21 protein-coding genes are annotated in these 24,643 nt (G+C 64.4%); 13 read left to right on the forward strand and 8 right to left on the reverse strand.

Features of this window, described 5'->3' with window-relative positions:
* The first annotated feature begins 135 nt into the window (after window positions 1-135).
* On the forward strand, window positions 136-978 hold the full coding sequence (locus AB0H22_RS12020) for an IclR family transcriptional regulator (protein ID WP_358147025.1): 843 nt from the start codon (window positions 136-138) through the stop codon (window positions 976-978).
* Window positions 975-1,901: an alpha/beta hydrolase gene (locus tag AB0H22_RS12025; protein ID WP_358146748.1), complete on the forward strand. Its 927-nt coding sequence runs from the start codon at window positions 975-977 to the stop codon at window positions 1,899-1,901. The genes AB0H22_RS12020 and AB0H22_RS12025 overlap by 4 nt, the downstream gene beginning before the upstream one ends.
* Here the strand turns inward: AB0H22_RS12025 and AB0H22_RS12030 are convergent.
* Both AB0H22_RS12030 and AB0H22_RS12035 read right to left on the reverse strand, forming a co-directional pair.
* Window positions 1,898-2,155: a ferredoxin gene (locus AB0H22_RS12030; protein ID WP_358146749.1), complete on the reverse strand. Its 258-nt coding sequence runs from the start codon at window positions 2,153-2,155 to the stop codon at window positions 1,898-1,900. The genes AB0H22_RS12025 and AB0H22_RS12030 overlap by 4 nt on opposite strands.
* Entirely contained in the window at window positions 2,152-3,300 is a 1,149-nt protein-coding gene (locus AB0H22_RS12035) for a Rieske 2Fe-2S domain-containing protein (protein WP_180750423.1), read from the reverse strand. Before AB0H22_RS12035 ends, AB0H22_RS12030 begins: the two co-directional genes overlap by 4 nt.
* Before the next feature lie 173 nt (window positions 3,301-3,473).
* On the opposite strand from AB0H22_RS12035, the gene AB0H22_RS12040 reads away from it, so the two are divergent.
* A complete protein-coding gene (locus tag AB0H22_RS12040) occupies window positions 3,474-5,180 on the forward strand; it encodes a 3-ketosteroid-delta-1-dehydrogenase (protein WP_358146750.1) in 1,707 nt (568 codons plus the stop codon).
* Here the strand turns inward: AB0H22_RS12040 and AB0H22_RS12045 are convergent, their stop codons facing one another.
* Window positions 5,181-5,870, reverse strand: a complete 690-nt coding sequence (locus AB0H22_RS12045) for a PadR family transcriptional regulator (protein ID WP_358146751.1) — start codon at window positions 5,868-5,870, stop codon at window positions 5,181-5,183.
* Between the two features lie 85 nt (window positions 5,871-5,955).
* On the opposite strand from AB0H22_RS12045, the gene AB0H22_RS12050 reads away from it, so the two are divergent.
* A complete protein-coding gene (locus tag AB0H22_RS12050; RefSeq protein WP_180750818.1) occupies window positions 5,956-6,390 on the forward strand; it encodes a MarR family transcriptional regulator in 435 nt (144 codons plus the stop codon).
* A gap of 40 nt (window positions 6,391-6,430) precedes the next feature.
* On the forward strand, window positions 6,431-7,510 hold the full coding sequence (locus tag AB0H22_RS12055) for a DUF1254 domain-containing protein (RefSeq protein WP_358146752.1): 1,080 nt from the start codon (window positions 6,431-6,433) through the stop codon (window positions 7,508-7,510).
* Window positions 7,511-7,516: 6 nt separating this feature from the next.
* On the opposite strand, the gene AB0H22_RS12060 is transcribed toward AB0H22_RS12055, so the two are convergent.
* A complete protein-coding gene (locus AB0H22_RS12060; protein ID WP_180750426.1) occupies window positions 7,517-8,077 on the reverse strand; it encodes a TetR/AcrR family transcriptional regulator in 561 nt (186 codons plus the stop codon).
* Between the two features lie 71 nt (window positions 8,078-8,148).
* Here AB0H22_RS12060 and AB0H22_RS12065 point away from each other — a divergent pair, with 71 nt between their 5' ends.
* From AB0H22_RS12065 to AB0H22_RS12075, 3 genes are all read left to right on the forward strand, one after another.
* Complete coding sequence (locus AB0H22_RS12065) at window positions 8,149-9,081, forward strand: TauD/TfdA family dioxygenase (RefSeq protein WP_358146753.1); 933 nt, start codon at window positions 8,149-8,151, stop codon at window positions 9,079-9,081.
* Between the two features lie 81 nt (window positions 9,082-9,162).
* The gene (locus AB0H22_RS12070) at window positions 9,163-10,620 is read left to right on the forward strand and encodes an FAD-dependent monooxygenase (protein WP_358146754.1); all 1,458 of its coding nucleotides are present in this window, start codon (window positions 9,163-9,165) and stop codon (window positions 10,618-10,620) included.
* 8 nt (window positions 10,621-10,628) lie between these two features.
* On the forward strand, window positions 10,629-11,231 hold the full coding sequence (locus tag AB0H22_RS12075) for a TetR family transcriptional regulator (RefSeq protein ID WP_358146755.1): 603 nt from the start codon (window positions 10,629-10,631) through the stop codon (window positions 11,229-11,231).
* Here AB0H22_RS12075 and phoA read toward each other — a convergent pair.
* From phoA to AB0H22_RS12095, 4 genes are all read right to left on the reverse strand, one after another.
* Window positions 11,228-12,787 (reverse strand): alkaline phosphatase, encoded by a 1,560-nt coding sequence (phoA, locus tag AB0H22_RS12080; protein WP_358146756.1) that lies wholly within the window; start codon window positions 12,785-12,787, stop codon window positions 11,228-11,230. The two genes, AB0H22_RS12075 and phoA, sit on opposite strands and share 4 nt — an antisense overlap.
* A gap of 63 nt (window positions 12,788-12,850) precedes the next feature.
* Entirely contained in the window at window positions 12,851-13,990 is a 1,140-nt protein-coding gene (locus tag AB0H22_RS12085; protein WP_358146757.1) for a PDR/VanB family oxidoreductase, read from the reverse strand.
* Window positions 13,990-14,907 (reverse strand): metal-dependent hydrolase, encoded by a 918-nt coding sequence (locus AB0H22_RS12090; protein ID WP_358146758.1) that lies wholly within the window; start codon window positions 14,905-14,907, stop codon window positions 13,990-13,992. The genes AB0H22_RS12085 and AB0H22_RS12090 overlap by 1 nt, the downstream gene beginning before the upstream one ends.
* A gap of 9 nt (window positions 14,908-14,916) precedes the next feature.
* A complete protein-coding gene (locus tag AB0H22_RS12095; protein ID WP_358146759.1) occupies window positions 14,917-15,753 on the reverse strand; it encodes an SDR family NAD(P)-dependent oxidoreductase in 837 nt (278 codons plus the stop codon).
* A gap of 460 nt (window positions 15,754-16,213) precedes the next feature.
* Here AB0H22_RS12095 and gltB point away from each other — a divergent pair, with 460 nt between their 5' ends.
* From gltB to AB0H22_RS12120, 5 genes are all read left to right on the forward strand, one after another.
* Window positions 16,214-20,797 (forward strand): glutamate synthase large subunit, encoded by a 4,584-nt coding sequence (gene gltB, locus AB0H22_RS12100; RefSeq protein ID WP_180750433.1) that lies wholly within the window; start codon window positions 16,214-16,216, stop codon window positions 20,795-20,797.
* Window positions 20,790-22,256 carry a glutamate synthase subunit beta gene (locus AB0H22_RS12105; RefSeq protein WP_180750434.1) on the forward strand — a complete coding sequence of 489 codons (1,467 nt, stop codon included), beginning with the start codon at window positions 20,790-20,792 and terminating at the stop codon, window positions 22,254-22,256. The genes gltB and AB0H22_RS12105 overlap by 8 nt, the downstream gene beginning before the upstream one ends.
* 767 nt (window positions 22,257-23,023) lie before the next feature.
* Complete coding sequence (locus tag AB0H22_RS12110; RefSeq protein WP_358146760.1) at window positions 23,024-23,152, forward strand: hypothetical protein; 129 nt, start codon at window positions 23,024-23,026, stop codon at window positions 23,150-23,152.
* Between the two features lie 74 nt (window positions 23,153-23,226).
* Window positions 23,227-23,487: a hypothetical protein gene (locus AB0H22_RS12115; protein ID WP_358146761.1), complete on the forward strand. Its 261-nt coding sequence runs from the start codon at window positions 23,227-23,229 to the stop codon at window positions 23,485-23,487.
* Window positions 23,488-23,519: 32 nt separating this feature from the next.
* Entirely contained in the window at window positions 23,520-24,638 is a 1,119-nt protein-coding gene (locus tag AB0H22_RS12120; RefSeq protein WP_358146762.1) for a hypothetical protein, read from the forward strand.
* Window positions 24,639-24,643 lie beyond the last annotated feature (5 nt).

The raw sequence follows: 24,643 nt of genomic DNA on the forward strand, positions 1-24,643 counted from the left end.
GGGGATCACGCGGGGTTGTGTCGCCGGACACACCCATGGTACAAACAGTTATATGACTAATAGTCATATGTGACCGAGACCCCAATGCCGTGGGAGGGCACCATGACCGACGATCTTCGCGCGAGCGGCTCATCCATGACCACCATCACCGCCGAGTCGGCCACCCCGAGCGCGGTCATCGACCGGGTATCTCTGCTGCTTGATGCCTTTGACGGCCCAGGCCGGCTCACGCTGGCGCAGCTCGTCCGCCGTACCGGCCTCCCTCGCTCCTCCGTGCACCGCATGCTGGAGCGGCTGGTGCAGCTGCGCTGGCTGCGACGCGACGGCCGTGACTATGAGCTGGGCACGCGGCTGGTGGAGCTCGGCTCCCTCGCGGTGCACCAGGACCGGCTGCACGCGGCGGCGCTGCCGATGCTGCACGAGCTGCATCGCGCCACCGGGCTAGTGGTCCACTTGTCGATCCTCGACGGCACGGACGTCGTCTACCTGGAGAAAATCGGTGCGGGGATGGGCGCCGCCGTCGCCACCCGCATCGGTGGTCGGCAGCCGGCGCACTGTACGGCCTCCGGCAAGGCGATCCTGGCGTATCAGGGTGAGACGCTCGACGGGTTCACCGCGCTGGCCCGCAAGACGCGCTATTCCATCGGCTCGGCAGCTCAACTGCGGCCGGAGCTCGACAAGGTTCGTGGACACGGCGTCGCCTTCGATCGCGAGGAGCTGCAGCAGGGCATCGGCTGCGTAGCGGCCCCGATTGGAAGCATCGGCGATGCCGTTGCCGCGGTGTCGGTCTGTGGGCCGATAACCCGGATGACTTTCGATCAACGACTGGTGGCGCCGGTGCGTATGACGGCAATGGGCATCTGGCGCAATGTCGAGAACGGTCCGACCCGGGTGGCCCCGACCCTGCAGCCGATCCGGCCGCTGCGCCCCGCCCCCGCTCGCCGCGAGATCTCTGCGCGCACGTTGCAGTACGCGTGACGCTCGATCCACAAATCGCGGCTCTGCTTCCGGCGCTGAACGAGGGGTTCCCGCGTGTCGAGACGATGACGGGAGTGAAGGCTCGCGCTGCCATTCGTGCCCGATACGCTCCCCCCGCCGCGCTCTTGCCGATGCGCACGGTGACCGACGAGACAGCCTCCGGGCCCGGCGGTGAGATACCGATCCGGGTGTACCGCCCCGATGTGTCGGGCCCGCTGCCCACCGTCGTCTTCGCTCATGGCGGTGGATTCGTGTTCTGCGATATGGACTCTCATGATGGGCTGTGCCGACGGCTGGCCGGACAGATGCCCGCGGTGGTCGTGTCGGTCGACTACCGGCGCGCCCCGGAACATCGATGGCCGACGGCCGCGCAGGACATGTTCCTCGCGACGTGTTGGGTGGTGCGCAATGCCCGCGCGCTGGGAGGCGACCCCAAGCGTGTGATCGTCTGCGGTGACAGTGCCGGAGGGAACCTTGCTGCGGTCACCGCACTGATGGCGCGCGATATGGGAGGACCGGCGCTAGCAGGTCAGGTCCTCATCTATCCGGTGTTGGACGCGGACTTCGACACCCCTTCCTACCGGGAGTACGCGAAGGGCTACTACAACACCCGCGCCGCGATGCGGTGGTATTGGGACCAGTACCTCCCCGATTGCGCTCTGCGCACCCACCCGTATGCGGCGCCGCTGCGCGCGGATCTGGCGGGCCTGCCTCCGGCGGTGGTGGTGACGGCTCGGTATGACCCGCCGTGCAGCGAGGGCGAGGCCTACGCCCGTGCACTCAAGGAGGCTGGAGTTCCGGTGCGATATCGGAGGTATGAGAACGCCATTCACGGATTCATGACTATGTCGAGCCTGAACCTGGCGGACATCGCGATCGAGCGGCTGTGCCGCGATGTTGATGAGCTGCTGACGAAGCCCTAGACGCCGTACTCCTCGGTGAGGACGGGGAGGCGTCCGCTACGTGCGGCGTCCAGAATCGAGCCACGCAATTCGGTACAGACCAGGAACAGCCCCGTGCAGTTCCGTCGCTGCGGACACCGGGACTCCGCCCCGGCGTTCCACTGCACGCTGGTCTGTTGCCAGCTGCTCTTGCGTGCCAAAACCTCTGCGCCACACAGCTGGCAGCCGACAGAAACCATCGGTGAGTCCGCCAGGCGGTTGTCGGCGCGGATCACGATGATGCGCTCCCGGCCATCGCGGCGAGGTTCTCCTCGATCTGCGACTTCCAGGCTTCTCCGGGGCGAGTGGTGTCCACCTCATACTCGAACCGGTCGACCATCTCGGCGGCGACATCCTCGGTATCCACATAGAACTGCTGGTACCAGCGCCGCAGCTGATACACCGGACCGTCCTCCTCGCAGAGCAGCGGATTGTCGATGCGCGCCTTGTTCTTCCAGATCTGCACATCCTGCTCGAACCCGATCTTTACCCAGTCGCCCAGTGCGACCGCAGCGCCCATGGCGGCATCATCCGATAGCCCATCGGACTTCTTAACGATGATTCCGTACTGCAGCACAAAGGAATTCGCATCGATGGGGTAGTGGCAGTTGATAAGGATGGAGTTCGAGTCATACCCCACGAAGTGGTAAGTGAGATCATCGATCATGAAGGACGGCCCGTAGTAGGACGCGACAGAGGTCTGCCCGATCATTTCCACGCCCTCGGGGCTGGGTATGTCCGGGCGGGTGCCGCCGTTCATGTACTGCGTGGCGACGGAGCCTTCGAAGATGTTCTTGAAGTACGTAGGCAGCGCACCGTGCACGTAGAAGAAGTGCGCCATGTCCACCACGTTGTCCACGATCTCGCGGCAGTTGGTATTGACAACCGTTGTGTACCAATGCCAGTCGGTCCACTCGTCGCTGTCGGCACCCGCGATGCGCGGAATCGTGACATTCTCCGGAGGCGGATTGCCCTGTGGGTCATTCCAAATAAACAGCATGCCGTCCTGTTCGAGGGTGGTCCAGGTGGCGGTGCGGGCAAGCTTCGGAGTACGTCGGCTGTAGGGCACTTTTTTGCAGCGTCCGTCGCCACCCCAACGCCAATCATGGAACGGACAGGCGATCTCGTCACCCTTGACTTCGCCCTGGCTGAGGTCGCCGCCCATGTGCCGGCAGTAGGCATCCAGCGCGCTGATCTTGCCCCCCGCGCCACGGAAGACCACGAGCTTCTGACCGAAGGCGTTGATGGAGTGCGGCTTTCCATCCCCGAAGTCCTTGATAAGACCAAGGCAGTGCCAGCCGCGGGCGAACCGGGTTGGTGCGGTGTCTGCCTCGATGCACCGGATTTTGACGGTATCGCTATCTGACTGGGCTGTCGTCATAGGGCTGTTTGTACAGCGAATTCATACCCGCAGCAGGGGGTTGTTCCGCTCACCGGACATCGGCCTGCGCCTGCACATTTGGTCTCCCGCTGGGAGGGAAACCTGTGCCGTGCCCAGGGCCCGGCGGCTTAGCCTCGCTCCCGTTCACCCGAATTCGACGGAGGTACGCACAGATGGCGACAGCACCCCAGGGGCTGATCCCTGCTGGAACCGTCGCGGATGACACCGCGGTCGATCTGCTGGTGGTTGGTGCCGGGACAGGCATGGCCGCCGCGTTGACGGGCAGCGAGCTCGGTCTGTCGGTGCTGATCGTCGAGAAATCTCATTTCGTGGGTGGGTCTACGGCCCGCTCCGGCGGAGCCCTCTGGCTCCCGGCCAGTCCGGTGTTGGAGGCCGCCGGAACGGGTGACACCCTGGAGCGTGCGCGTACCTACCTGCGAGCGGTGGTCGCCGGGAGTGCGCCGGATGCGCGCAGCGACGGGTTCCTTGAGCACGAATCGGCGACTGTCGACATGCTGACGCGGTTGACGCCGATGCGCTTCAGCTGGTGTCGCGACTACGCGGACTATCACCCCGAGGAGCCCGGTGGCAGCCCGGCCGGGCGTACCTGCGAGTGCCGTCCCTTCGACGCCTCCGTACTGGGGGCCTACCGCGGTCGGCTGCAATCGGGCGTCATGGAGCCGCCGTCGGTGCCGATGCCGGTTACCAGTGCCGACTATCGGTGGATGAATCTGATGACTCGATTGCCACGTAAAGCCTTGCCAATCATCGCGAAACGAGTCGCACAGGGAGTGGGTGGGGCGTTACTCGGTCGGCGCTATCTGGCGGGTGGGCAGGCGCTGGCCGCGGGGTTGTTCGCCGGGGTGCTGCGCGCCGACATTCCGGTCTGGACCGACACATCGCTCGTGCGCCTCACCACCGAGGGGCAGCGCATCACCGGTGCGGTGGTTACCCACGAGGGTCGCGAGATCACGGTGACGGCGAAGCGCGGCGTGGTACTGGCGGCCGGTGGCTTTGACCACAACATGGAGATGCGCCACAAGTTCCAGTCGGCAGCGCTGGGAAAGAACATGAGCCTGGGCGTCGACACGAACACCGGCGATGCCCAGCGGATCGGCCAAGATTTGGGTGCGGCAATTGATTCCATGAGTCAGGCGTGGTGGTTCCCGGCTGTCGCGCCACTGCCCGGTGGGGATCCGAAGGTGATGCTTGCGGAGCGGTCGCTACCGGGATCGTTCATCGTCGATCAGACCGGTAAGCGTTTCATCAACGAGGCCGTCGATTACATGTCATTCGGGCAGCGGGTGTTGGAACGGGAGCGCGCCGGCGACCCGGTGGACTCGATGTGGATCATCTTCGATCAGCGATACCGCAACAGTTATGTCTTCGCGGGGCAACTGTATCCGCGTATGCCCATACCCAGTGAATGGTTTGACGCCGGTATCGCCTATCGCGCAGATAGTTTGGCCGACCTAGCGTCGACAATAGGGATACCGCAGGGCGAGTTCCTGGTCACGGTGCGGCGATACAACGAATCCGCGGACGCCGGTGATGATATGGACTTCCACCGCGGCCGCAGTGTGTACGACCGCTACTACGGTGACCCGACGGTGGCCCCGAATCCGAATCTGCGGCCACTGCGGAAGGGTCCGTTCTATGCGGTGCGCATGGTGCTCAGCGACCTGGGCACCTGCGGCGGCTTGCGCGCCGACGAACGCGCCCGCGTACTACGTGAGAACGGTAGCGTCATGGAGGGGCTGTACGCGATCGGCAACACGGCCGCCAATGCCTTCGGCGCCACCTATCCGGGCGCGGGGGCGACGATCGCTCAGGGCCTGGTATACGGCTACATCGCCGCGCATGATGCGGCGGCGCGATGATTAGTCCGACGGATCCGTTTGCGTAGAAAGCTTTTCGGCGTCTACCTGCTTTTCGACCTCGCGCCAATAACCTGGGACGAGGCGAGGCGTTCCGCCGTCCGGGCCGGCTTTGTCGAATTCCTCGGCGGCCTCGGCAAGATCGTCGATCATCATCAGCGCGAGATCGCGTTCGGCCGCGTAGTAGCGCTCTGCCCACTTGAGCGCCACGCGTGAATACGCCCAGGCGGGCTGGGCCGCAGCACCATCGGAATCCAGTGCCGCACGCCGTTGCATACTTTCGGAGTATTCAACGTGTCGTTCCAGTATTTCCTTGAGCCGGGTGGGATCAGTGAGGTGACCCTGCATGACGCGCAGCACCACACTGTGTTTGAGGACCTGCGGCTCAGCGGGAGTCTCGTTGGCCCACTGGGTCATCGCCGCCGTACCAGCGGGCGTGATCTTGTACAGCCGACGGCTGCGGGCGCCGTTGTCGTGATCGACCCGCGAGGTGGCGTATCCGATCTTCTCTAGTTTCCGCAGCTCCGAATAGATCTGGCTGAAGGAGGGGCTCCAGTAGAAGTAGCTGATACTCCAGTCCGCCCACTTCTTGATGTCATAGCCGGACACTTCTTCCTCATAGGAGAGCATGCCGAGGATCGTCCAGCTGGTGGCAGCTAGATTCGGCTCATCGGGTGAACCGGTCCCTGCCATTGGGCAAGGGTAGCAACGTGACAAACCACCGAGGCTCCTCCGGGCCGCTCAGCGGGAGGCCGGCGTCTGTGTCAACATGACTGATATGGACCAGCAAGAATGGCAGCCGCTCGGCGCGTTGATATATCGGGTGTCGGCGGCCCTTCGGTCGGAGATGACGGCGGCGTTGGCGCCGCTGAATCTGCCATTCCCTCAGTACATCTGCATGCGGGTGTTGTCCAAAAATCCCGGCTGGTCCAATGCGGATCTGGCTCGCGCTCTGGATGTAACCCCGCAGTCGATGAACACGGTCTTGCAGGCGCTGCAGGATTCGGGATTGGTGGCCAGGCCGGATACCGTGGCCTCCGGCCGTGCGCGCCCGGCACAGCTGAGCCGGTCCGGAGCCGCACTACTCACGCGGGCAGAAGTGCTGGCGCGGGATGCCGAAGAGCGGCTGTTGTCGGACATCTCGGAGGGGCAGCGCCAAGGCCTCTTCGAAACCCTGCAAGCGATAGCCGGTGACGACGGTTCCACCTGCTGATCGTGGTGACTCGGCGAAGCCCGGGAGTAGGTTCAGGGTCGTGACGAAGATGGCGGTGGGCGCCGCGATGGCCCTGATAGCGGTGCTTAGTGCGTGTTCGACGCCGCCCCCCGTCGGTACCCCCGAAGCCACCTCGGTCACGTTGTCGCCGGAACGCCGGACCGCCGAGGGCGCGATCATCGTCACCCCGGATAACTTCGTCCGAGCCGAATCGGACCGGTACTTCGGGAACATCGTGAAGGATGGCGGTCTCGGCGTCTTCCATCACGTTCGCGAACTGTCGCCGCTGGACAACCAGCTGGTAATCCGGCAGAACCGTGACACGCTCTATTCCTCGGCCGTGTTCGACCTCGACGCGGGGCCGGTGACCATCTCGATGCCAGACCCGGGACAACGGTTCATGTCGCTGCAGCTCATCACCGAAGATCATTACGTACCGGGTGTCTTCTACGGCAAGGGCGAGCACACGGTCACCAAGGAGGAGGCCGGTACCCGATACCTCGCCGCCGCGGTGCGGACCCTGGTCAATCCGGGAGATCCCTCAGACCTCACACAAGTCCATGCTCTGCAGGACGGTGTGACGGTGCGGCAAGACAGTGTGGGGAGCTTCGAAACTCCCAAGTGGGACAGTGCAAGTCAACAGAAGGTGCGCGCCGGGCTGCTCCAGCTGGCCGCGACACTCCCCGATACCAAGGCGATGTTCGGCACCAAGGACTCCACCGACCCCGTCCGCCATCTCATCGGTAGCGCCTCGGCATGGGGCGGTAACCCCGAGAAGGATGCCCTCTATCTCAACGTGAACCCCGCCAGGAACGACGGCACCACTGTTTACAGACTCACTGTCGGGCAGGTACCTGTCGATGGGTTCTGGTCTGTCACCGTGTACAACAAGGACGGATACTTCACCGTAAACCCGCGGAATGCCTACTCCCTCAACAACATCACCGCGCAGCGTGATTCCGGCGGCAGCACTACCATGCAATTCGGCGGATGTGCGGACTCCGCGGCGAACTGCCTGCCCATCACGCCGGGCTGGAACTACTTGGTGCGCCTGTACCGCGCTCAGTCGCAGGTTCTCGACGGCCGATGGGCGTTCCCTGAAGCGCAGCCCGTCGCATAGTCAAACCTATTGTGGTGTAACGAGCTTTTCGATCTGCTGGGCAACCTCAGCGCGGATATCGGCATCGGACATATCGTCGAGGCCAAGACCCGCCCGCAGGCTCGGGCCCATCAACCGCCAGCCGAGCTGTAGCGCTATCGCGTGCGCGGCAGCCAACCGTGCATCGCGATCGTCGGTGTGCCCGGGGCGTATCTGGTCGAGCAGCCACTCCATCCCGGGCTTACGTTCCTGGAGTTCCTCGATGGGAAAGCCGTCGAGAGTAGAGCGGATCATCACGCGCAACTGAAGATCATGCGCTGCCTCCAGTTCCTCGAGGGGGGCCCCGGACTCGCGCACGGCTACGGCGGAGTCGGCTAGGTGCTGCAGGGTGTCCGCCAGCAGTTGACGCTTGCTTCCGAAGTGTCGGTGGACAAGGCCATGATTTACGCCCGCACGGGTGGCCACCTCGCGGATGGACGTTGCCGCAGGGCCCTTTTCGGCGAAAAGTTCGGAAGCCGCGTTCAGGACGGCTTCGACGACCTCCTCCTTACCGACGGGCCGTGCGTCCGTTGCCTCCGGTGTAGTCATGTGTGTACAGTAGCGGATGACCGAGGTGTAGTCAGTTGACTACACGGGATGCCGAACAGATGGGATAGGTCATGAGCAGCGATTTCCGTGTAGTGAAGCTGGGCGAGAACATCGGCGCCCGAATCGAGGGAGTGCGCCTCGGAGAGGTCGACGCCGAGCTCGCAGGCGCCATCAACGAGGCAATGCTGGAGCACAAGGTGGTCTTCTTCCGTGGCCAGCACCACCTCGACGACGTGTCGCAATTCGCCTTTGCGCAGAGCATGGGCGTCCCGACCTCGGCGCACCCCACACTGAAATTCGACGGGGAACGCGTCATGCGGCTCGATTCCGAGGAGGGCGGCCGCGCCAACCAGTGGCACACCGACGTCACCTTCGTGGACCGAATCCCCAAGGCGTCCATCCTGCGGGCGGTCGAGCTTCCGCCGTACGGTGGAACCACCACCTGGACCTCGACGGTCGCGGCCTACCGACAGCTGCCCAAGCCGTTGCGGGATCTGGCGGACAACCTATGGGCGATGCACAACAACCAATTCGATTACGCCCAAATCGATCCCGGTAAGTTGGCGGCGTTGTTGGCCAAACCGGGCGTCGGGTCGAAGTATGCGAGCGAGTTCGGGGCCACGCACTTCGAGGCGCACCATCCGGTAGTCCGCGTGCACCCGGAGACCGGCGAAAAGGCGCTGCTACTGGGTAACTTCGTCAAGCGCATTCTGGACGTGAATGCCGGCGAGTCCCAGGCACTGTTCCGTATGTTCCAGGATCGGATCACCTGGTTGGAGAACACCATTCGGTGGAACTGGGAGCTCGGCGACGTTGCGATGTGGGACAACCGGGCCACCCAGCACTACGCCATCTCCGACTACGGCGATCAGCGGCGCCGGATGCACCGGGTCACCCTCGCTGGTGATGTGCCCGTCAGCGTCAGCGGGGAAAGCAGCCGAGTGATCGCCGGGGATGCCAGCGACTACTCGGTGATCGACGACCCGAGGCGGCTGGTGGCGTAGCTCTCGAACCGTGGCCCCACTTGCTATCGCTACTAACGTAGCGCTACATTTGTAGCGTAATGATGGCTTGAGGAGGCCGCGGTGATCGATGTAGGGATCGTTGGGGCAGGCCCGACCGGGCTGATGCTGGCCTGCGAACTCGCGATGCGCGGTGTGAGCTGCCGGATCTTCGAGCGCCGGACCACCGCGCCGAACATCACCAGAGCGTTCGCCGTACACGCCAGAACCCTGGAACTGTTGGATGCACGTGGCCTCGCCGAGCAGGTGCTCGCGCGCGGAAACGTGATGTCTCAACTGGCCCCGGCACCCGGGGTGACTGTAGATCTCAGCAAGCTCGACTCCCCGTTCCCGATGATCGCCATGGTTGCCCAAAGCGGAACCGAGGCGGTTCTCGAACAGCGAGCCCGGGAGTTGGGAGTCGAGATCGTGCGCGGGGCAGAGCTGGTGGGGCTGGAACAGGGTGAGCTGGTGCACATGCGGTTCGTCGACGGCAACACCGAATCCGCCAGGTACGTCGTCGGATGCGATGGCGCGCATAGCGCGGTACGGAGCCTCATCGGGGTGGACTTCGTGGGAGACCAATACGAGACCCACATCATGCTGGCCGATGTCCGACTGGACCCACCGGAGAACTCCCCGATGTTCGCGCGGTTCAACAGAGAAGGATTGATGCTCGTTCTTCCTTTCGAAGACGGCTACTTCCGCGTCATCGGATGGGATCTGAAACACGAGGACGTCCCCGTCGAAAAGCCTTTGGAATTGGACGAGATTCGATCGCTTGCGCGCCGGGTTGGCGGCAGCGACTACGGCATCCGTGAGCCACGATGGATGTCGAGGTTCCTCTCCGAGCGACGGCAGGCGGCGAAATACCGCGTGGCCCGGGTGTTTCTAGCCGGGGACGCCGCCCACGTGCACTCCCCCATTGGCGGGCAGGGCATGAACACCGGGATCCAGGATGCGATGAACCTGGGCTGGAAGCTCACCGCAGTGCTTCGCGGGCAGGCGTCCGATAGCTTCGTCGATACCTATCAGGCCGAACGGCATCCGGTGGGAGCGCAGGTCCTCGCGCTCACCGACGGATTGACGACGCTGGCCTTGAGCCGGTCTCGCGTACGCCAGGTGGTTCAACCGATGCTGCTGCGCGGGCTGCTGACAATCCCGCCGATCCGCGATCGCTTCCTGGGGCGGGGCACGGGTATCGGAATCGCGTATGCGCACAAGCGCGGAGACCACCGGCTGGTGGGCACGCGTGTGCGCGACTCTGGTGTGACACCAAGGCTTTATGAGGTCATGCGGGACGGGAAGTTTGTTCTGCTGGACGGAACCGGCGGCGCGTTGGGCGAAGCGGCCGGCCCGTGGTCGGACAGTGTGAATGTGTTCCCGCTAAGTCCCGACCCGAAGGGACCTTCCGCCGTTCTGGTGCGACCCGACGGCTACGTTGGATGGGCATCCGACGCCCAAGGTGCCCCAATGTTGCAGCAGCTGCCTTCTGTGCTGAACCAGTGGCTCGGCGCCCCGCAGGCTGCACCGAGGCAATAGGAGAGGCTGTGCCACCCGCTAATACCGAACGACGATCGGCGCTGGCGGACGTCGCGATCACAGTGCTCGCGGAGCGAGGCCTGAAGGGGCTGACGCACCGCGCCGTGGATGCCGCCGCCGGTGAGCCCGTGGGGACCACGTCACGGTATTTCCGAACGCGCGAAGCGCTTCTGCAAAGCGTGGTGGAGCAGTGCGCGAATCAGTTGGTGCAGCAGCTCGAAGGCGCGACTGGGGTAGATATCGGCTCGCTGTCGATGGATGACCTTATCGACCGGCTGGTTCAGCTGATTGACCAGGCAATGACAGCCAATCGGGCGCGCACCCTGGCGATGATGGAGCTCTTCGTGGAGGGCACGCGCTCAGCCGATATATGGCCGCCGCTTGCGGAAGCGACGGGTGCGGTGTTGCCGGTACTGCGCGCCCTGTTGGAATCCGCCGGACTGCGACCGACCGAGCGCGATGTCGCGGGCCTGTACTCCACCGTCAACGGCCTGATCCTCACACTGCTGACGCACTCGGTAGATGCGCTCGGCCTCGGTTCGGACCCGTCACCGGATCAGTTGGTGCGAACAGCAATTCGTGGACAACTGGCCACGGTGAGGCGCCGTTAGGCCCGGCGCCTGCCCAGGAAGAACGCGGCCGCCGCACCGAGAAGTGCCGATACCACCGCGATTCCGCCCGCGATCCACCATGACGGACCGCCCGAGGCATCGGGGCTCTTAGGCCCGAGTAGCGCACCGACGATCGTGTTGAAGTTGTCGGTCTGATCGGTGAGACCGGAGACGTTCGCGGCACCCGGGCCGTAGGCGGCGATACGCACCTGGGTTCCGGTGTGCGTCTGCGACTCTCCCTCCGGCGCGGTGGGATACATGATCCGCATGGTGGCGCCGTCGGCCGTCTTCACCGCAACAGACAGTGCGGTCGGGTTATTAAAGTCCTCGGGAACGATCAGCGAGGAGTGCCCGTGATCGGCGGTGACGATTACCAGGGTGTTGCCGTCCTTGCGGGCGAAGTCCAGTGCGGTGGCGACGGCCTCGTCGAGGGCGATGGTCTCCCCGATCTGACCACAGATGTTGGCCGCGTGGTCCTGCTTGTCGATCGACGCCGACTCCACCTGTAGGAAGAATCCCTTGTCTTTTCCCCTCTTCGAGTTCACCAGCAAGTCAATGGCTTTGGACGTCATCGCGGACAGCTGCGGTTGATCCTTCGGTAGCTCGGGGTTGGGCCGGCAGGTGGTCGCGGGCAGCTTGCCGCCGTTGGGGACCGCTGCGGGCACCTTGTCCCATTGCACCGGCAGGTTGCCCTTTCCGAACACTCCCAGCACCGGAGTGTCGAGGCTGTCCACCTTGTTCAGATCGGCTGCGGTGGTGGGCAGCTGATACCCGGCGGCCTTCGCAACCTCCAGCGAGGTCTTGCCTTTGTGCTCACCGCCGGCGATGGATTCATCGAAGTACTTGCCGCCGCCGCCGAGGCTGATATCGGCACGGGTGGCCACCAGCTGTTCGGAGATGGAGCCCTTGCCACCGTTCTCGATCGCGTTCCCCGCGCACTTCTCCGCGGTTTCTTTGGGGCCCTTGCAGTCCCGATCCGTGACATGCGCCGTGAGCACTGCCGGGGTGGCGTCCTGCAGCTCCGCAGTGGTGACGTTTCCGGTCGCGAAGCCCTGTTTCTGCACGATCTCGAGGATCGTGTCCAGCGGCTTGCCGTCGAGGTCGACCGAGATGGCGCCGTTGTAGGTCTTGGTTCCGGTGGCCCAGCCGGTGCCGGAGGCGGCAGAGTCGGTCACATAGTCCGGCTTGCCCCTGTCGGACCCGTCCTTGGTGAGCGCGAAGGTCGTGTACTCGCCGGTTATCGGCAGCGCATCGAGCCCGGGAAGCGTTCCGGCGGCGCCATGCTGGTAGTTGCGCGCCGAGGTGATCTCCGAGGTACCCATGCCATCACCGATCAGCAGGATGACGTTCTTGGCGTCCCGGCCCTCCACGGAATCCCGCAGATCCGCCGTCTTATCGCCGTCACGGCCGCCCGCGGTGCGGTTCGCACCGCCGGTTTTGGCGATATCGCCGGCGGGCACCTCGGGAGAGTCCGAGGGCGGTGCGGCTGTTGCGGACGGAGCCAGCGCCAGGATGAGTGCGGACGTGAGGACCGTGGCTGCGTGCGAGATGCGCATCGGGACAGTTTCCAGGGAACCGATGAACGGCCGGTGAACCGACACGGTCACGGCGGAGACGCACTATTCGGCGGGCAGGTCCAGCACCAGACGCCCTTCACCACGCGAGACACAGGTCAGGAGCTGACCTTCCTCGCGCTGCGATTCGGTGAGAATCTGATCGCGATGGTCGACGGATCCGGCGAGCACATTCACCTTGCAGGTACCGCAGAAACCCTGCTGGCACGAGTAGGCCACATGCGGCAGCCGTTCCTTGATGACGTCCAGCGCGGTGCGATCGGCGGGCACCTCCAGCACGGGTCCACCCGGGCCCAGCTGCACCTCGAACGGATGGCCGTCCACCACGGGCGCGGCGGCGAAACGCTCGAAATGTAGTTCCACAGAAGGCATTTCGAGTAGCCGTCGCTGCAGTACCCCGAGCATCGGCGCGGGCCCGCAACAGTACACGGCGTCGTTCTCCCCCACATCGGGCAGCAGATCGTCCGCAGTCGGCAGCCCCGACTCGACGTCCGTCCGCACGATGACCCGATCACCAAACCGCTTGAGCTCGTTGAGGAAGGGCATGGAATCGCGGTGCCGCCCGGTGTACACCATGGTCCAGGGCTTACCCAGCTGCTCGGCGAAGGCGATCATCGCGAGAATCGGCGTGATGCCGATACCGCCGGCGACAAAATGGAGCTTGCGCGGCCCGGGCTGGGTCATGGCGAGCGGGAATGCGTTACGCGGCCCCAGGATCGATACGGTCGTGCCGATCTGCAGCTCGTCATGCACCTCGACCGAGCCGCCGCCACCATCGGGGATGCGGCGCACGGCGATTCGGTAGCGGAGGGGATCCGTCAGGTCGCCGCACAGCGAGTATTGGCGCATGCGCCCTGATGGCAACAGCAGGTCCAGATGCGCGCCCGGATGCCATGGTGGAAGCCGCTCCCCGTCGGGACTGGCCAGCACCAGGCTGACCACGTTGTCGTCGGTGGCTTCCACCCAGCGGTCGGCGATCACCAGATGCAGGGTCCGGTCGACGTGATTCTCCGGCGGCTTTTTGAGGATCAGCAGTGCGCCGATTGCGCGTACGGCGAGGGGGAACAGCGCCGTCGCGACCGCAATCGTGGGGGATACCGGCAGGGTGCCGTACAGCGTCGGCGGCAGTGGAGGCCGCGTCCGCTTGGGGGTGGGCTGCGTCTTTCGGCGGATACGGTCGAACATCAGTGGCCGACCGCGGCCTTCGCGGCCGGTGAGGTGCTCAGGTACGCCACGGCTTGCGCGGTGCTGCCCACCTGATCGGGTGAGAAGCCTGGGCGCATGAACTCCAGCGCCGACTTGGCCAGCTCGCGCCAGCGAAGGAACGCGCCGCGCTTCATGGCCTTGTTCATCTGCCGCAGCACCCCGAAAACGCCGTAGTTGGGTAAGGACGGATCCTGGCGAACCAGGAACTTGGTGTAACGCAGCATCACACCGACAAGCAGGATGGTCGCCAGCACGAAGGTCAGCATCATGTGCCCGCGGCGGATCTGGAAGTAGCTGGCCACGTCGTAGGCGACGCTACGGTGCTCGACCTCCTCGGCGCCGTGCCAGCGGAACAGGTCCACCATCTCCGCGTCGGCGTCGAACTTCTCGAAGGGATGGTTGAGCACCCAGTCGCCGAGCACGGCGGTGAAGTGCTCGATACCCGCGATAAGGGCCAGCTTCTCCACCATCACCCGGTAGCGAAGCTTCTCACTGCGCAGCTCGTTGGTCCGCTCCAGCATGTGGGTGACGTACTCGATCTGCTCAAGCGCCGGGCGGACGTTGATGTCGTTCTTCTCCAGGAAGTCGCCCAGCACCTTGCTGTGTGTCTCGGCGTGCACGGCCTCCTGGCCCATGAACCCGATCATCGCCTCGCGGATCTTGTCGTCCTTCACATACGGCAGTGCGCGGGTGAAGGTGTCCACAAAGGCCCGTTCCCCTTCCGGCAGCAGGAGATTGAAGGCAGAGATGAAATGCGACACGATTGGCTCGTTGGGGATCCAGTGCAGCGGGGTGTGGCTGGTGTCGAACTGGACGTTGCGCGGCCGCAGCACGACCTCGCCGGGCTCGGTGGGTGCGACGTGTAGACCAGTGGCTTGAGTTGTGTTGCGGGCCATGGCTCTCTCCTATTTGTTGAGCTTATCGCTGACGCGGCCCCAGAAGAACCGGTTCAGCGCTGGGGCCAGACGGCTGAAGTGGTACTGCATATGTGCTTCCGGGGTGACCGGGACGATCGACTTGCCCTTGGTGACGGCGTTGACAATCTGTTTGGCGACCTTCTCGGGGCCGTATCCGCGTTTGGCGTACAGCCCCGCCCCCTGCTGCTGCCGATTGGCCTCGTCTTCGGGCGACAACCCCGAAAACTGCGTGGTGCGAATGATGTTCGTGTTGACGATGCCTGGGCAGATGGTGCTCACCTTCACCTTGTCGCGCCCGAGCTCACCACGCAGCACGTCGGAGAACATGAATACGGCTGCCTTGCTGGTCACGTAGGCGCTCATTTCGGGGAGCGGCGTGTAGGCAGCGGCACTGGAGATGTTGACGATATGACCGCGCTTTCGTTCGGCCATCCGCGGCCCGAAGGCGCGGCAGCCGTAGACGACTCCGTTGAGATTGATGCTCAGGACCCGCTGGAAGTCGGCAGAAGGGGTGTCAAAGAACCTGCCGGCCTGACCGATGCCGGCGTTGTTGATCAAGACGTCCGGCACACCGTGGTTGGCGCATACATCGTCGGCGAATGCGGTCACGACAGCTTCGTCGGCGACGTCCAAGGCATACGAATGAGCGGTGCCGCCTGATTTCTCGATGAGTCCGACGGTCTCGTTCGCGGTGTCGAGGTTGATATCGGCGACGACGACGCGTGCGCCCTTGCGGGCGAACGCCAGCGCCGTTTCACGGCCGATACCGCTTCCGCCGCCGGTCACTACTACCAGGCTGTTGCGCTGTGCGCTGCCGGATGTCATGCATCCTCCGAGTCCCGCGCACCAGTGCGCTTACGTGATGGAGGAGATTGTAAATCACCTGCACAGGAGGAAAAAAGACGTGACGCCCATTACGGGGTTCCCGGGGGTTTATCGAGGGGAAACATGCGTTGACCTACGCATTGAGAGCACCGCACCGCAGGGTGTCGCGCCATCTAACCACCCGAGTTGGCGTACTACGGGGTTCCTGACATATCGTTTTGATTACTTGTCGCGTCGGGGCACGAGATCCGCTGGTCAAAGGTGTCCGGTGGGTGCCTCATCGTCACCGCGAGCACACCCAGCAGACGGCCGAGAAGGACGCTACAGACAAGGGCCAACGGGCCAGCCGCGGGATTCCAGCACCGTTCCGCGTCGGTCTGTGCGGCACCTTCGAGGAGGGCATTGACGGGTGCATCCACGCGATGCAGCCGGCCAGGCCCCGGAGATGAGACGAGCAGCCATGCCACACCCCGCGACCGGGCTCTACAACCCGGCCTATGAGCACGATGCGTGCGGTGTCGCCATGGTCGTGGATATGCACGGCCGGCGCAGCCGCGACATCGTGGACAAGGCCATCACCGCACTGCTGAACCTGGAGCACCGTGGTGCCGCGGGAGCCGAGCCGAATAGCGGTGACGGCGCAGGAATCCTGCTGCAGATCCCGGACAAGTTCTTCCGTGCCGTCGTGGACTTTGAGCTGCCCGCCGAGGGCAGCTACGCCACCGGTATTGCTTTCCTGCCCCAGGGGTCCAAGGACGCCGCCGCCGCATCCGAGGCCGTCGCGAAGATCGTCGAGGCAGAAGGTCTGACCGTCCTGGGTTGGCGTGAGGTTCCCCATGACGATTCCTCGCTGGGTGCCCTCGCCCGCGACGCCATGCCCACCTTCCGGCAGCTGTTCATCGCCGGCGCCTCCGGCATGGACCTGGAGCGGCGCGTCTATGTCGTGCGCAAGCGCATCGAGCATGAGCTCGGTAATCAGGGTTCCGGCCGGGGCAGCCTCGGTGAGGAAACCGTCTACTTCCCAAGCCTTTCCGGTCGCACCTTCGTTTACAAGGGCATGCTGACCACCCCGCAGCTGCGGGCGTTCTATCTCGATCTGCAGGACGAGCGGGTCGAGAGTGCGCTGGGTATCGTGCATTCGCGCTTCTCCACCAACACCTTCCCGTCCTGGCCGCTGGCGCACCCGTACCGCCGGGTGGCGCACAACGGCGAGATCAACACCGTCGCAGGCAATGAGAACTGGATGCGGGCCCGCGAGGCGCTCATCACGACCGATGTCTTCGGCGGTGACGCCCAGCTCGACAAGATCTTCCCGATCTGTACGCGCGGTGCCTCGGACACGGCGCGGTTCGACGAGGCACTGGAACTGCTGCACCTGGGCGGCCGCCCCCTGCATCACGCGGTGCTGATGATGATTCCCGAGGCGTGGGAACGGCACGAGTCCATGGACCCGGCGCGCCGCGCCTTCTACGAATACCACGCCTCCCTCATGGAGCCATGGGACGGACCCGCCTCGGTCTGCTTCACCGATGGCACCATCGTCGGGGCCGTGCTCGACCGCAACGGCTTACGGCCGTCCCGTGTTTGGGTGACCAACGACGGGCTCGTCGTGATGGCCTCCGAGGCAGGTGTGCTGGACCTGGATCCGTCCACCGTCGTGCAGCGCACGCGTCTGCAGCCCGGCCGCATGTTCCTGGTGGACACCACCCAGGGCCGCATCCTCGACGACGAAGAGGTCAAGGCCGAGCTCGCCGCCGCCGAGCCGTACCAGAAGTGGCTCGACGAGGGCCTGGTTCGACTGGAGCAGCTGCCCGACCGCCCGCACCAGCACATGCCGCACAACCGGATCGTGTTGCGCCAGCAGGCTTTCGGATACACCTACGAGGAGCTCAACGTTCTGGTGTCGCCGATGGCGCGCACCGGTGCCGAAGCGCTCGGGTCCATGGGCACCGACACTCCGATTGCGGTGCTGTCCAACCGTTCTCGGATGCTGTTCGACTACTTCCAGCAGCTGTTCGCACAGGTCACCAACCCCCCGCTCGACGCCATCCGCGAAGAGGTGGTCACCAGCCTCGGTGGTGTGATCGGCCCCGAGGGCGATGTGCTCAACCCGACGCCCGAGTCGTGCCACCAGATCCTGCTGCCGCAGCCGGTGCTGCACAACGACGAGCTGGACAAACTGATCCACCTCGATCCCGCCGACGAGGTCAACGGACGCCCCCACGGCTTCTCCAGCCGCGTGATCCGCTGCCTGTACCCCGTCGCCGAGGGCGGTGCCGGGCTGCGGACTGCGCTGGAATCGGTGCGCGCCGAGGCGTCCGCGGCCATCGCCGACGGCGCGCAGGTACTCATCCTGTCCGACCGTGAGTCGGACGACCAGATGGCTCCCATTCCTTCGCTTTTGGCAGTTTCCGCGGTGCACCACCACCTGGTGCGTGAGCGGTCGCGCACCAAGGTCGGCCTCCTGGTCGAGGCCGGCGATGCCCGCGAGGTGCACCACATTGCGGCGCTGGTGGGCTTCGGTGCCGCCGCCGTCAACCCCTACATGGCGTTTGAGTCCATCGAGGATCTCATCGACCGCGGCATGATCCCCGGTGTGGACCGCGACAAGGCGGTCCGTAACTACATCAAGGCGGCAGGCAAGGGTGTGCTCAAGGTGATGTCCAAGATGGGCATCTCCACGCTGGCCTCCTACACCGGCGCACAGCTGTTCCAGGCCATCGGCCTGTCGCAAGAGCTACTCGACGAGTACTTCTCCGGATTGTTCTGCCCCACAGGAGGTATCGGTCTCGACGAGATCGCCGCCGATGTGGCATCGCGTCACCACCTGGCCTTCTTGGAGCGCCCGGAGGAGTGGGCGCACCGTGAGCTCGAGGTCGGCGGCGAGTATCAGTGGCGCCGTGAGGGCGAGTACCACCTGTTCAATCCGGACACCGTTTTCAAGCTGCAGCACGCGACCCGCTCCGGGCAGTACTCGGTATTCAAGGAATACACCGCTCTGGTCGACGACCAGAGCGAGCGCATGGCCTCGTTGCGCGGCCTGCTGAAGTTCAAACCAGGTCTGCGCCAGCCGGTTCCGCTGGACGAGGTGGAGCCTGCCAGCGAGATCGTCAAGCGGTTCTCGACGGGTGCGATGAGTTTCGGCTCCATCTCCGCAGAGGCGCACGAGACGCTGGCGATCGCCATGAACCGACTGGGGGCCCGATCGAACTCCGGTGAGGGCGGCGAGGATCCGCGACGGTTCACTCCCGACGAGAACGGTGACTGGCGCCGCAGCGCCGTCAAGCAGGTGGCCTCCGGCCGGTTCGGCGTCACGTCGCACTACCTGAGCAACTGCACCGATATCCAGATCAAGATGGCCCAGGGAGCCAAGCCCGGTGAGGGCGGCCAGCTTCCCGCGCACAAGGTGTATCCGTGGGTGGCCGAGGTGCGTCACTCGACGCCGGGCGTGGGGCTCATCTCGCCTCCCCCGCACCACGACATCTACTCGATCGAGGACCTGGCGCAGCTGATCCACGACCTCAAGAACTCCAACCCGCAGGCACGCGTGCACGTGAAGCTGGTGAGTGAGAACGGTGTCGGCACGGTGGCCACGGGCGTCTCCAAGGCGCACGCCGATGTGGTGCTCATCTCCGGGCATGACGGCGGAACGGGCGCCACCCCGCTGACCTCGATGAAGCATGCCGGTGCGCCATGGGAGCTGGGCCTGGCCGAGACGCAGCAGACGCTGCTGCTCAACGGTCTGCGTGACCGCATCGTCGTACAGGTCGACGGCCAGCTCAAGACCGGCCGCGACGTGATGATCGCGATGTTGTTGGGTGGTGAGGAGTTCGGTTTCGCGACCGCTCCCCTGGTGGTCTCCGGCTGCATCATGATGCGCGTGTGCCACCTGGACACCTGCCCCGTTGGGGTGGCCACCCAGAACCCGGTACTGCGTAAACGATTCAACGGCAAGCCGGAGTTCGTGGAGAACTTCTTCCTGTTCATCGCAGAAGAGGTGCGTGAGCTCATGGCCGAGCTCGGTTTCCGCACCGTCAACGAGGCGGTGGGACAGGTCACCGCGCTGGATATCGAGCGCGCGGTGGCGCACTGGAAGGCCAGCAAGATCGACCTGACTCCGGTGCTGACCGAGCCGGAATCGGCGTTCATGAACCAGGACCTGTACTGCAGTGGTTCGCAGGATCATGGCCTGGAGAAGGCGCTGGATCAGCAGCTCATAGTGATGAGCCGCGAGGCGCTGGACCGTGGCAACCCGGTGAAGTTCGAGACGCTGATCACCAACGTCAACCGCACCGTCGGCACGATGCTGGGCCACGAGGTGACGAAAGCCTATGGTGGCGAAGGTCTTCCCGATGACACCATCGACATCACCTTTACCGGCTCGGCCGGTAACAGCTTCGGTGCGTTTGTCCCGCGCGGCATCACCCTGCGGCTGTTCGGCGACGCCAACGACTATGTCGGCAAGGGCCTGTCCGGCGGACACATCGCGGTGCGCCCGTCGCGTGAGGCGCCGGAAGGCTTTGTGGCCGAGAAGAACATCATCGGCGGCAACGTCATCTTGTTCGGTGCCACCAGCGGTGAGCTGTTCTTGCGCGGTGTGGTGGGGGAGCGGTTCGCGGTCCGCAACTCCGGTGCTTCCGCCGTCGTCGAGGGTGTTGGCGACCACGGCTGCGAATACATGACCGGAGGTGCGGTAGTGGTGCTCGGCCCGACCGGACGTAACTTTGCTGCGGGCATGTCGGGCGGCGTGGCTTATGTCTACGACCCCGACAAGCAGTTGATGGACAATCTCAACGACGAGATGGTGGATCTTGAGGCGTTGGATCCCGACGATGAGCAGGTGCTGCGCAGCTTGATCGAAAAGCATGTGGCGGCGACAGATTCTGCCGTCGGACAACGCATTCTGGCCGACTGGAGCGGCCAAAGCGACTCCTTCGTCAAGGTGATGCCTCGCGACTACCGTCGCGTACTGTTGGCCATCGCCGATGCGGAGCTGACCGGAGGCGATGTGAACGAAGCGATCATGGCGGCAGCTCGTGGGTGACCCAAGCGGCTTTCTGAACCACACCACGCGTGAACTGCCCAAACGGCGTCCTGTGCCGCTGCGGCTTCTCGACTGGAAAGAGGTCTACGAAGACTTCGAGCACGAGGCGCTGCAGACGCAGGCATCGCGCTGCATGGACTGTGGAATCCCGTTCTGCCATCAGGGCTGCCCTCTGGGCAATCTGATTCCCGAGTGGAACGACATGGTGTACCGCGGGAACTGGCGCGAGGCCATCGAGCGGTTGCACGCCACCAACAACTTCCCCGAGTTCACCGGCCGGCTCTGCCCGGCGCCGTGTGAGGCATCCTGCGTGCTGGGTATTAACCAGGACCCGGTGACCATCAAGCAGGTCGAGGTCGAGCTCATCGACAACGCCTTCGAGAACGACTGGGTTAAGCCCATCCCGTCCGAGGTGAAGACCGGTAAGAAGGTGGCGGTTGTGGGCTCGGGACCCGCGGGATTGGCTGCGGCACAGCAGCTCACCCGAGCTGGACACGATGTCACCGTGTACGAGCGGGCCGACCGCATCGGCGGTCTGCTGCGGTACGGCATCCCCGAGTTCAAGATGGAAAAGCATCACGTCGACCGGCGTCTGGACCAGATGCGGGCCGAGGGCACGGTTTTCGAGGCCGGAGTGAACGTTGGAGTTGATATAACAGCGGATCACCTCCGTTCAAACTTTGACGCGGTGGTACTGGCAGGCGGGGCGACCGCAGCGCGCGATCTGCCCGTCCCGGGGCGTGAGCTCGAAGGCATCTACCAGGCCATGGAGTACCTGCCGTGGGCCAACAAGGTGCAGCATGGCGATCCCGTCGTGGACGAGGACGGCCAGCCGCCCATCACCGCAAAAGGTAAGCGCGTCATCATCATCGGTGGTGGCGATACCGGTGCGGACTGCTTGGGCACCGCCCACCGGCAGGGTGCGGCGAGCATCCAGCAGTTCGAGATCATGCCCCGCCCGCCCGAGATTCGGTCCGAGCGTGACCCGTGGCCGACCTACCCGACATTGTTCCGGGTGGCCTCCGCACACGAAGAGGGCGGCGAGCGGATCTACGCCGTCAATACTGAGCGGTTCCTCGGTGAGGCTGGCAAGGTGACCGGTCTGCGGGCCCACGAGGTTGTCTTCAACGCCGGCAAGTTCGAGAAGGTCGAGGGCTCGGACTTTGAGCTGGAGGCCGATATCGTCTTCCTGGCAATGGGATTCGTCGGACCGGAGAAGCCGGGCCTGATCCAGGACCTGGGCGTCGAGCTGACCGACCGCGGGAACGTGGCGCGCAACGACGCGTTCGCGACGTCGGTGGACGGCGTGTTTGTGGCGGGGGACATGGGGCGCGGCCAGTCGCTGATCGTGTGGGCGATTGCCGAGGGCCGCTCCGCCGCCGCTGCAGTGGACGCATACCTCGTCGGCGAGACGGCGCTGCCTGCGCCGATCAAGCCGACCGCCGCACCGCAGCGCTAGTTTCTCCGACGCTCGACGCTCGACGCTCGACGCTCGACGCTCGACGCTCGACGCTCGACGCTCGACGCTCGACGCTCGACGCTCGACGCTCGACGCTCGACGGTTGGGCTCCGCTTACGTGAGGGTTCGGCCGGTTGAATTGGGCCGGGCCGACACACCGTGATGCTTCATGCCGTGATGATCCCCGAGGATGTTGCGGTCGAGCAGGTCCGACGCGATCCGTCCCAATGCCCAACGATCCGGACCCAGGGTTGTCGCTCAATTCGGTGGGGAGAGCCGATCGGTGCTACGGGTTGGCCGAACTGGACGCCCTTCCTGTTACACAGCGACTTAAAAGCTGCGTTGCCGGGGCCGCGGAGATCAGTAGCTCCGAATGATTTCGATCCGCGTTACCAGATATGTTTGCCTGACGTCAGCGTTTACACGTGAGATCGACAAGAATTTGCGTTATGCTACTGACCGGTTCTGAAAGATTGCCGATGCAGGAGATGTTCTCGTGCCCAACACACCCGCCGCGAAGACATGGGTTGGCCGAATTGCCTGGTCATTGATCCGTCATCCCATGAAGAGTCATGGTTTCCCCGCTAAGAACGAGCGATTGATTACTCCCGAAGAGATGCTGCGCTTCAGTCACTGAGCGTTGCTAACGGCAGTCTCCCGCGTGTTGGGGCGTTGACACGCGGTGTTCCTTACAATCGTTATTGACTTGTAACCGTCTCCGCTGTCGGCAGTAGCCGTGGGTGCCGGGCCATCGTGTCGAAAAATTGATGGAACCGTATCCCCGCCCGCACCGTCCTAACACTCCCGCCTCCGGCTACAACGTTGGGCGCGGACCCATCCAGCTGACGGGCGAAGGCAACTACGAGGCCGCCGGAATGCGCTGGGTATCGACCTGATTAACAACCCTGGTCTGGCCAGCGACCCGCGGTATGCGTTTCGGATCGCCGCCTGGTTCGTAACCTCGGACGAGATGGGTAACGCCATGGGCAAGCTGGGTGACGGAGGATGGGGCTCGGTGCCGTTCCTGGGGACTTACGCAACGGGTTCCAATGGAGAGCAGTTCGCGCAATACGGATCTGGTACGGGCTTCGAGGGAATGTCCCGCACCATCAACGGTGGAATGGCAGGCTGGCGGGGGCGTGCCGAGTTCTACGAGACCGCGCGGCAGGTACTCGGAGCGCCGCCACTGGGGCCCTACCCGCAACATCCAGAGGAGTCGCACGCCGGATGAGAAACGGATACCCCCGGACAAGGGTATGGACAGTGGTCGGTGCGGTCGCGGCCTTGCTGCTCGGCGGCTGCGACAAGCCCAGTCGGACGGCCGAACCGTCGCCGAAAACCTTTGTTTTTCAGACTCAGACATCGATTGGCCTGGTGTGGGGATCGACGGTCGCGCTCCAATTGAAGCGGGTCGCGCGTTCCCTCACGGGCCCGGTGCAGCTGACCCGAGACGGCCGGCACATTTACAGCGCGGGTGTTTCGGCCATCACGGTGGCAGACACTGCGAGCCTCGCGGAGCAGGAGATCGATTGCAGCGGAACATGCATGGGTTTTCTCCCACCATTGGCTCCACTGGGCGACGGAGTTGTGGGCGGCTTTGACCTCGGCGCCGCGAACAATCCCAGTCAGGACGGTAAGACGACCACGGCGGCTGTGAAGGGGATCGACCTAAACGCTTCCGAGTATCAGGTCAAGGATCTCGGGCCGATATCGCTCGCCGCACCGCAACCCGCGCAGTCGAGTGTGGCCCCATACACATTCTTCCTCGATGCGGCACAGGGGGTGTACGTGTTCCTGCAGGCGGTCGTCTACCGGCCGACTAGGCCCTGGGAACTTAGCCAGACCCTCTATATCGTCAGGCCCGGGGGTACACCGATGAGCCTGGGCGACTACGCTTTTCCGTCGGAGAGTGATGTCTGGGGCGCCATCAGCCCAGATCGCAAGCGCCTGGCCATCGGAAGCTACAGCGCCGACGAATCGGCGAGGAGCTGTTCCAGCGTCGGCGTGGACCTGTTCGACATGGCTACCGGCCAGCGGAACACAATCCATCCCGATACACCCGCCGAGGGTGAGATCCAGTACCGGGTGCGCCGAGCCTGGTGGGGCTCCGATGGCTCGCTCTACGTGAATTACCAACAGCGGCAATGCGATCAGAACGCCGCCTGGTCCGCCCCGGTGGTATGGGCGTACATGAACGGTCACTGGGACCGGATCAGCACGCCCGGTCCGGCTCTTTTCGCGCTGAACCTCGGAGACGGAGAAACGGCAGTGGTCGAACCGAAGGGCCTCAACAGCGGCATTTTGTATCTCGTCGACAAGGGCGGAAATCGCACGCAGATCGCCGAGGACGTCACGGAGATCGCAGATATCCCGCAGCGTTGACCAGG

The organism is Mycobacterium sp. NPDC050853 (assembly GCF_040653875.1).
GTDB lineage: Bacteria > Actinomycetota > Actinomycetes > Mycobacteriales > Mycobacteriaceae > Mycobacterium.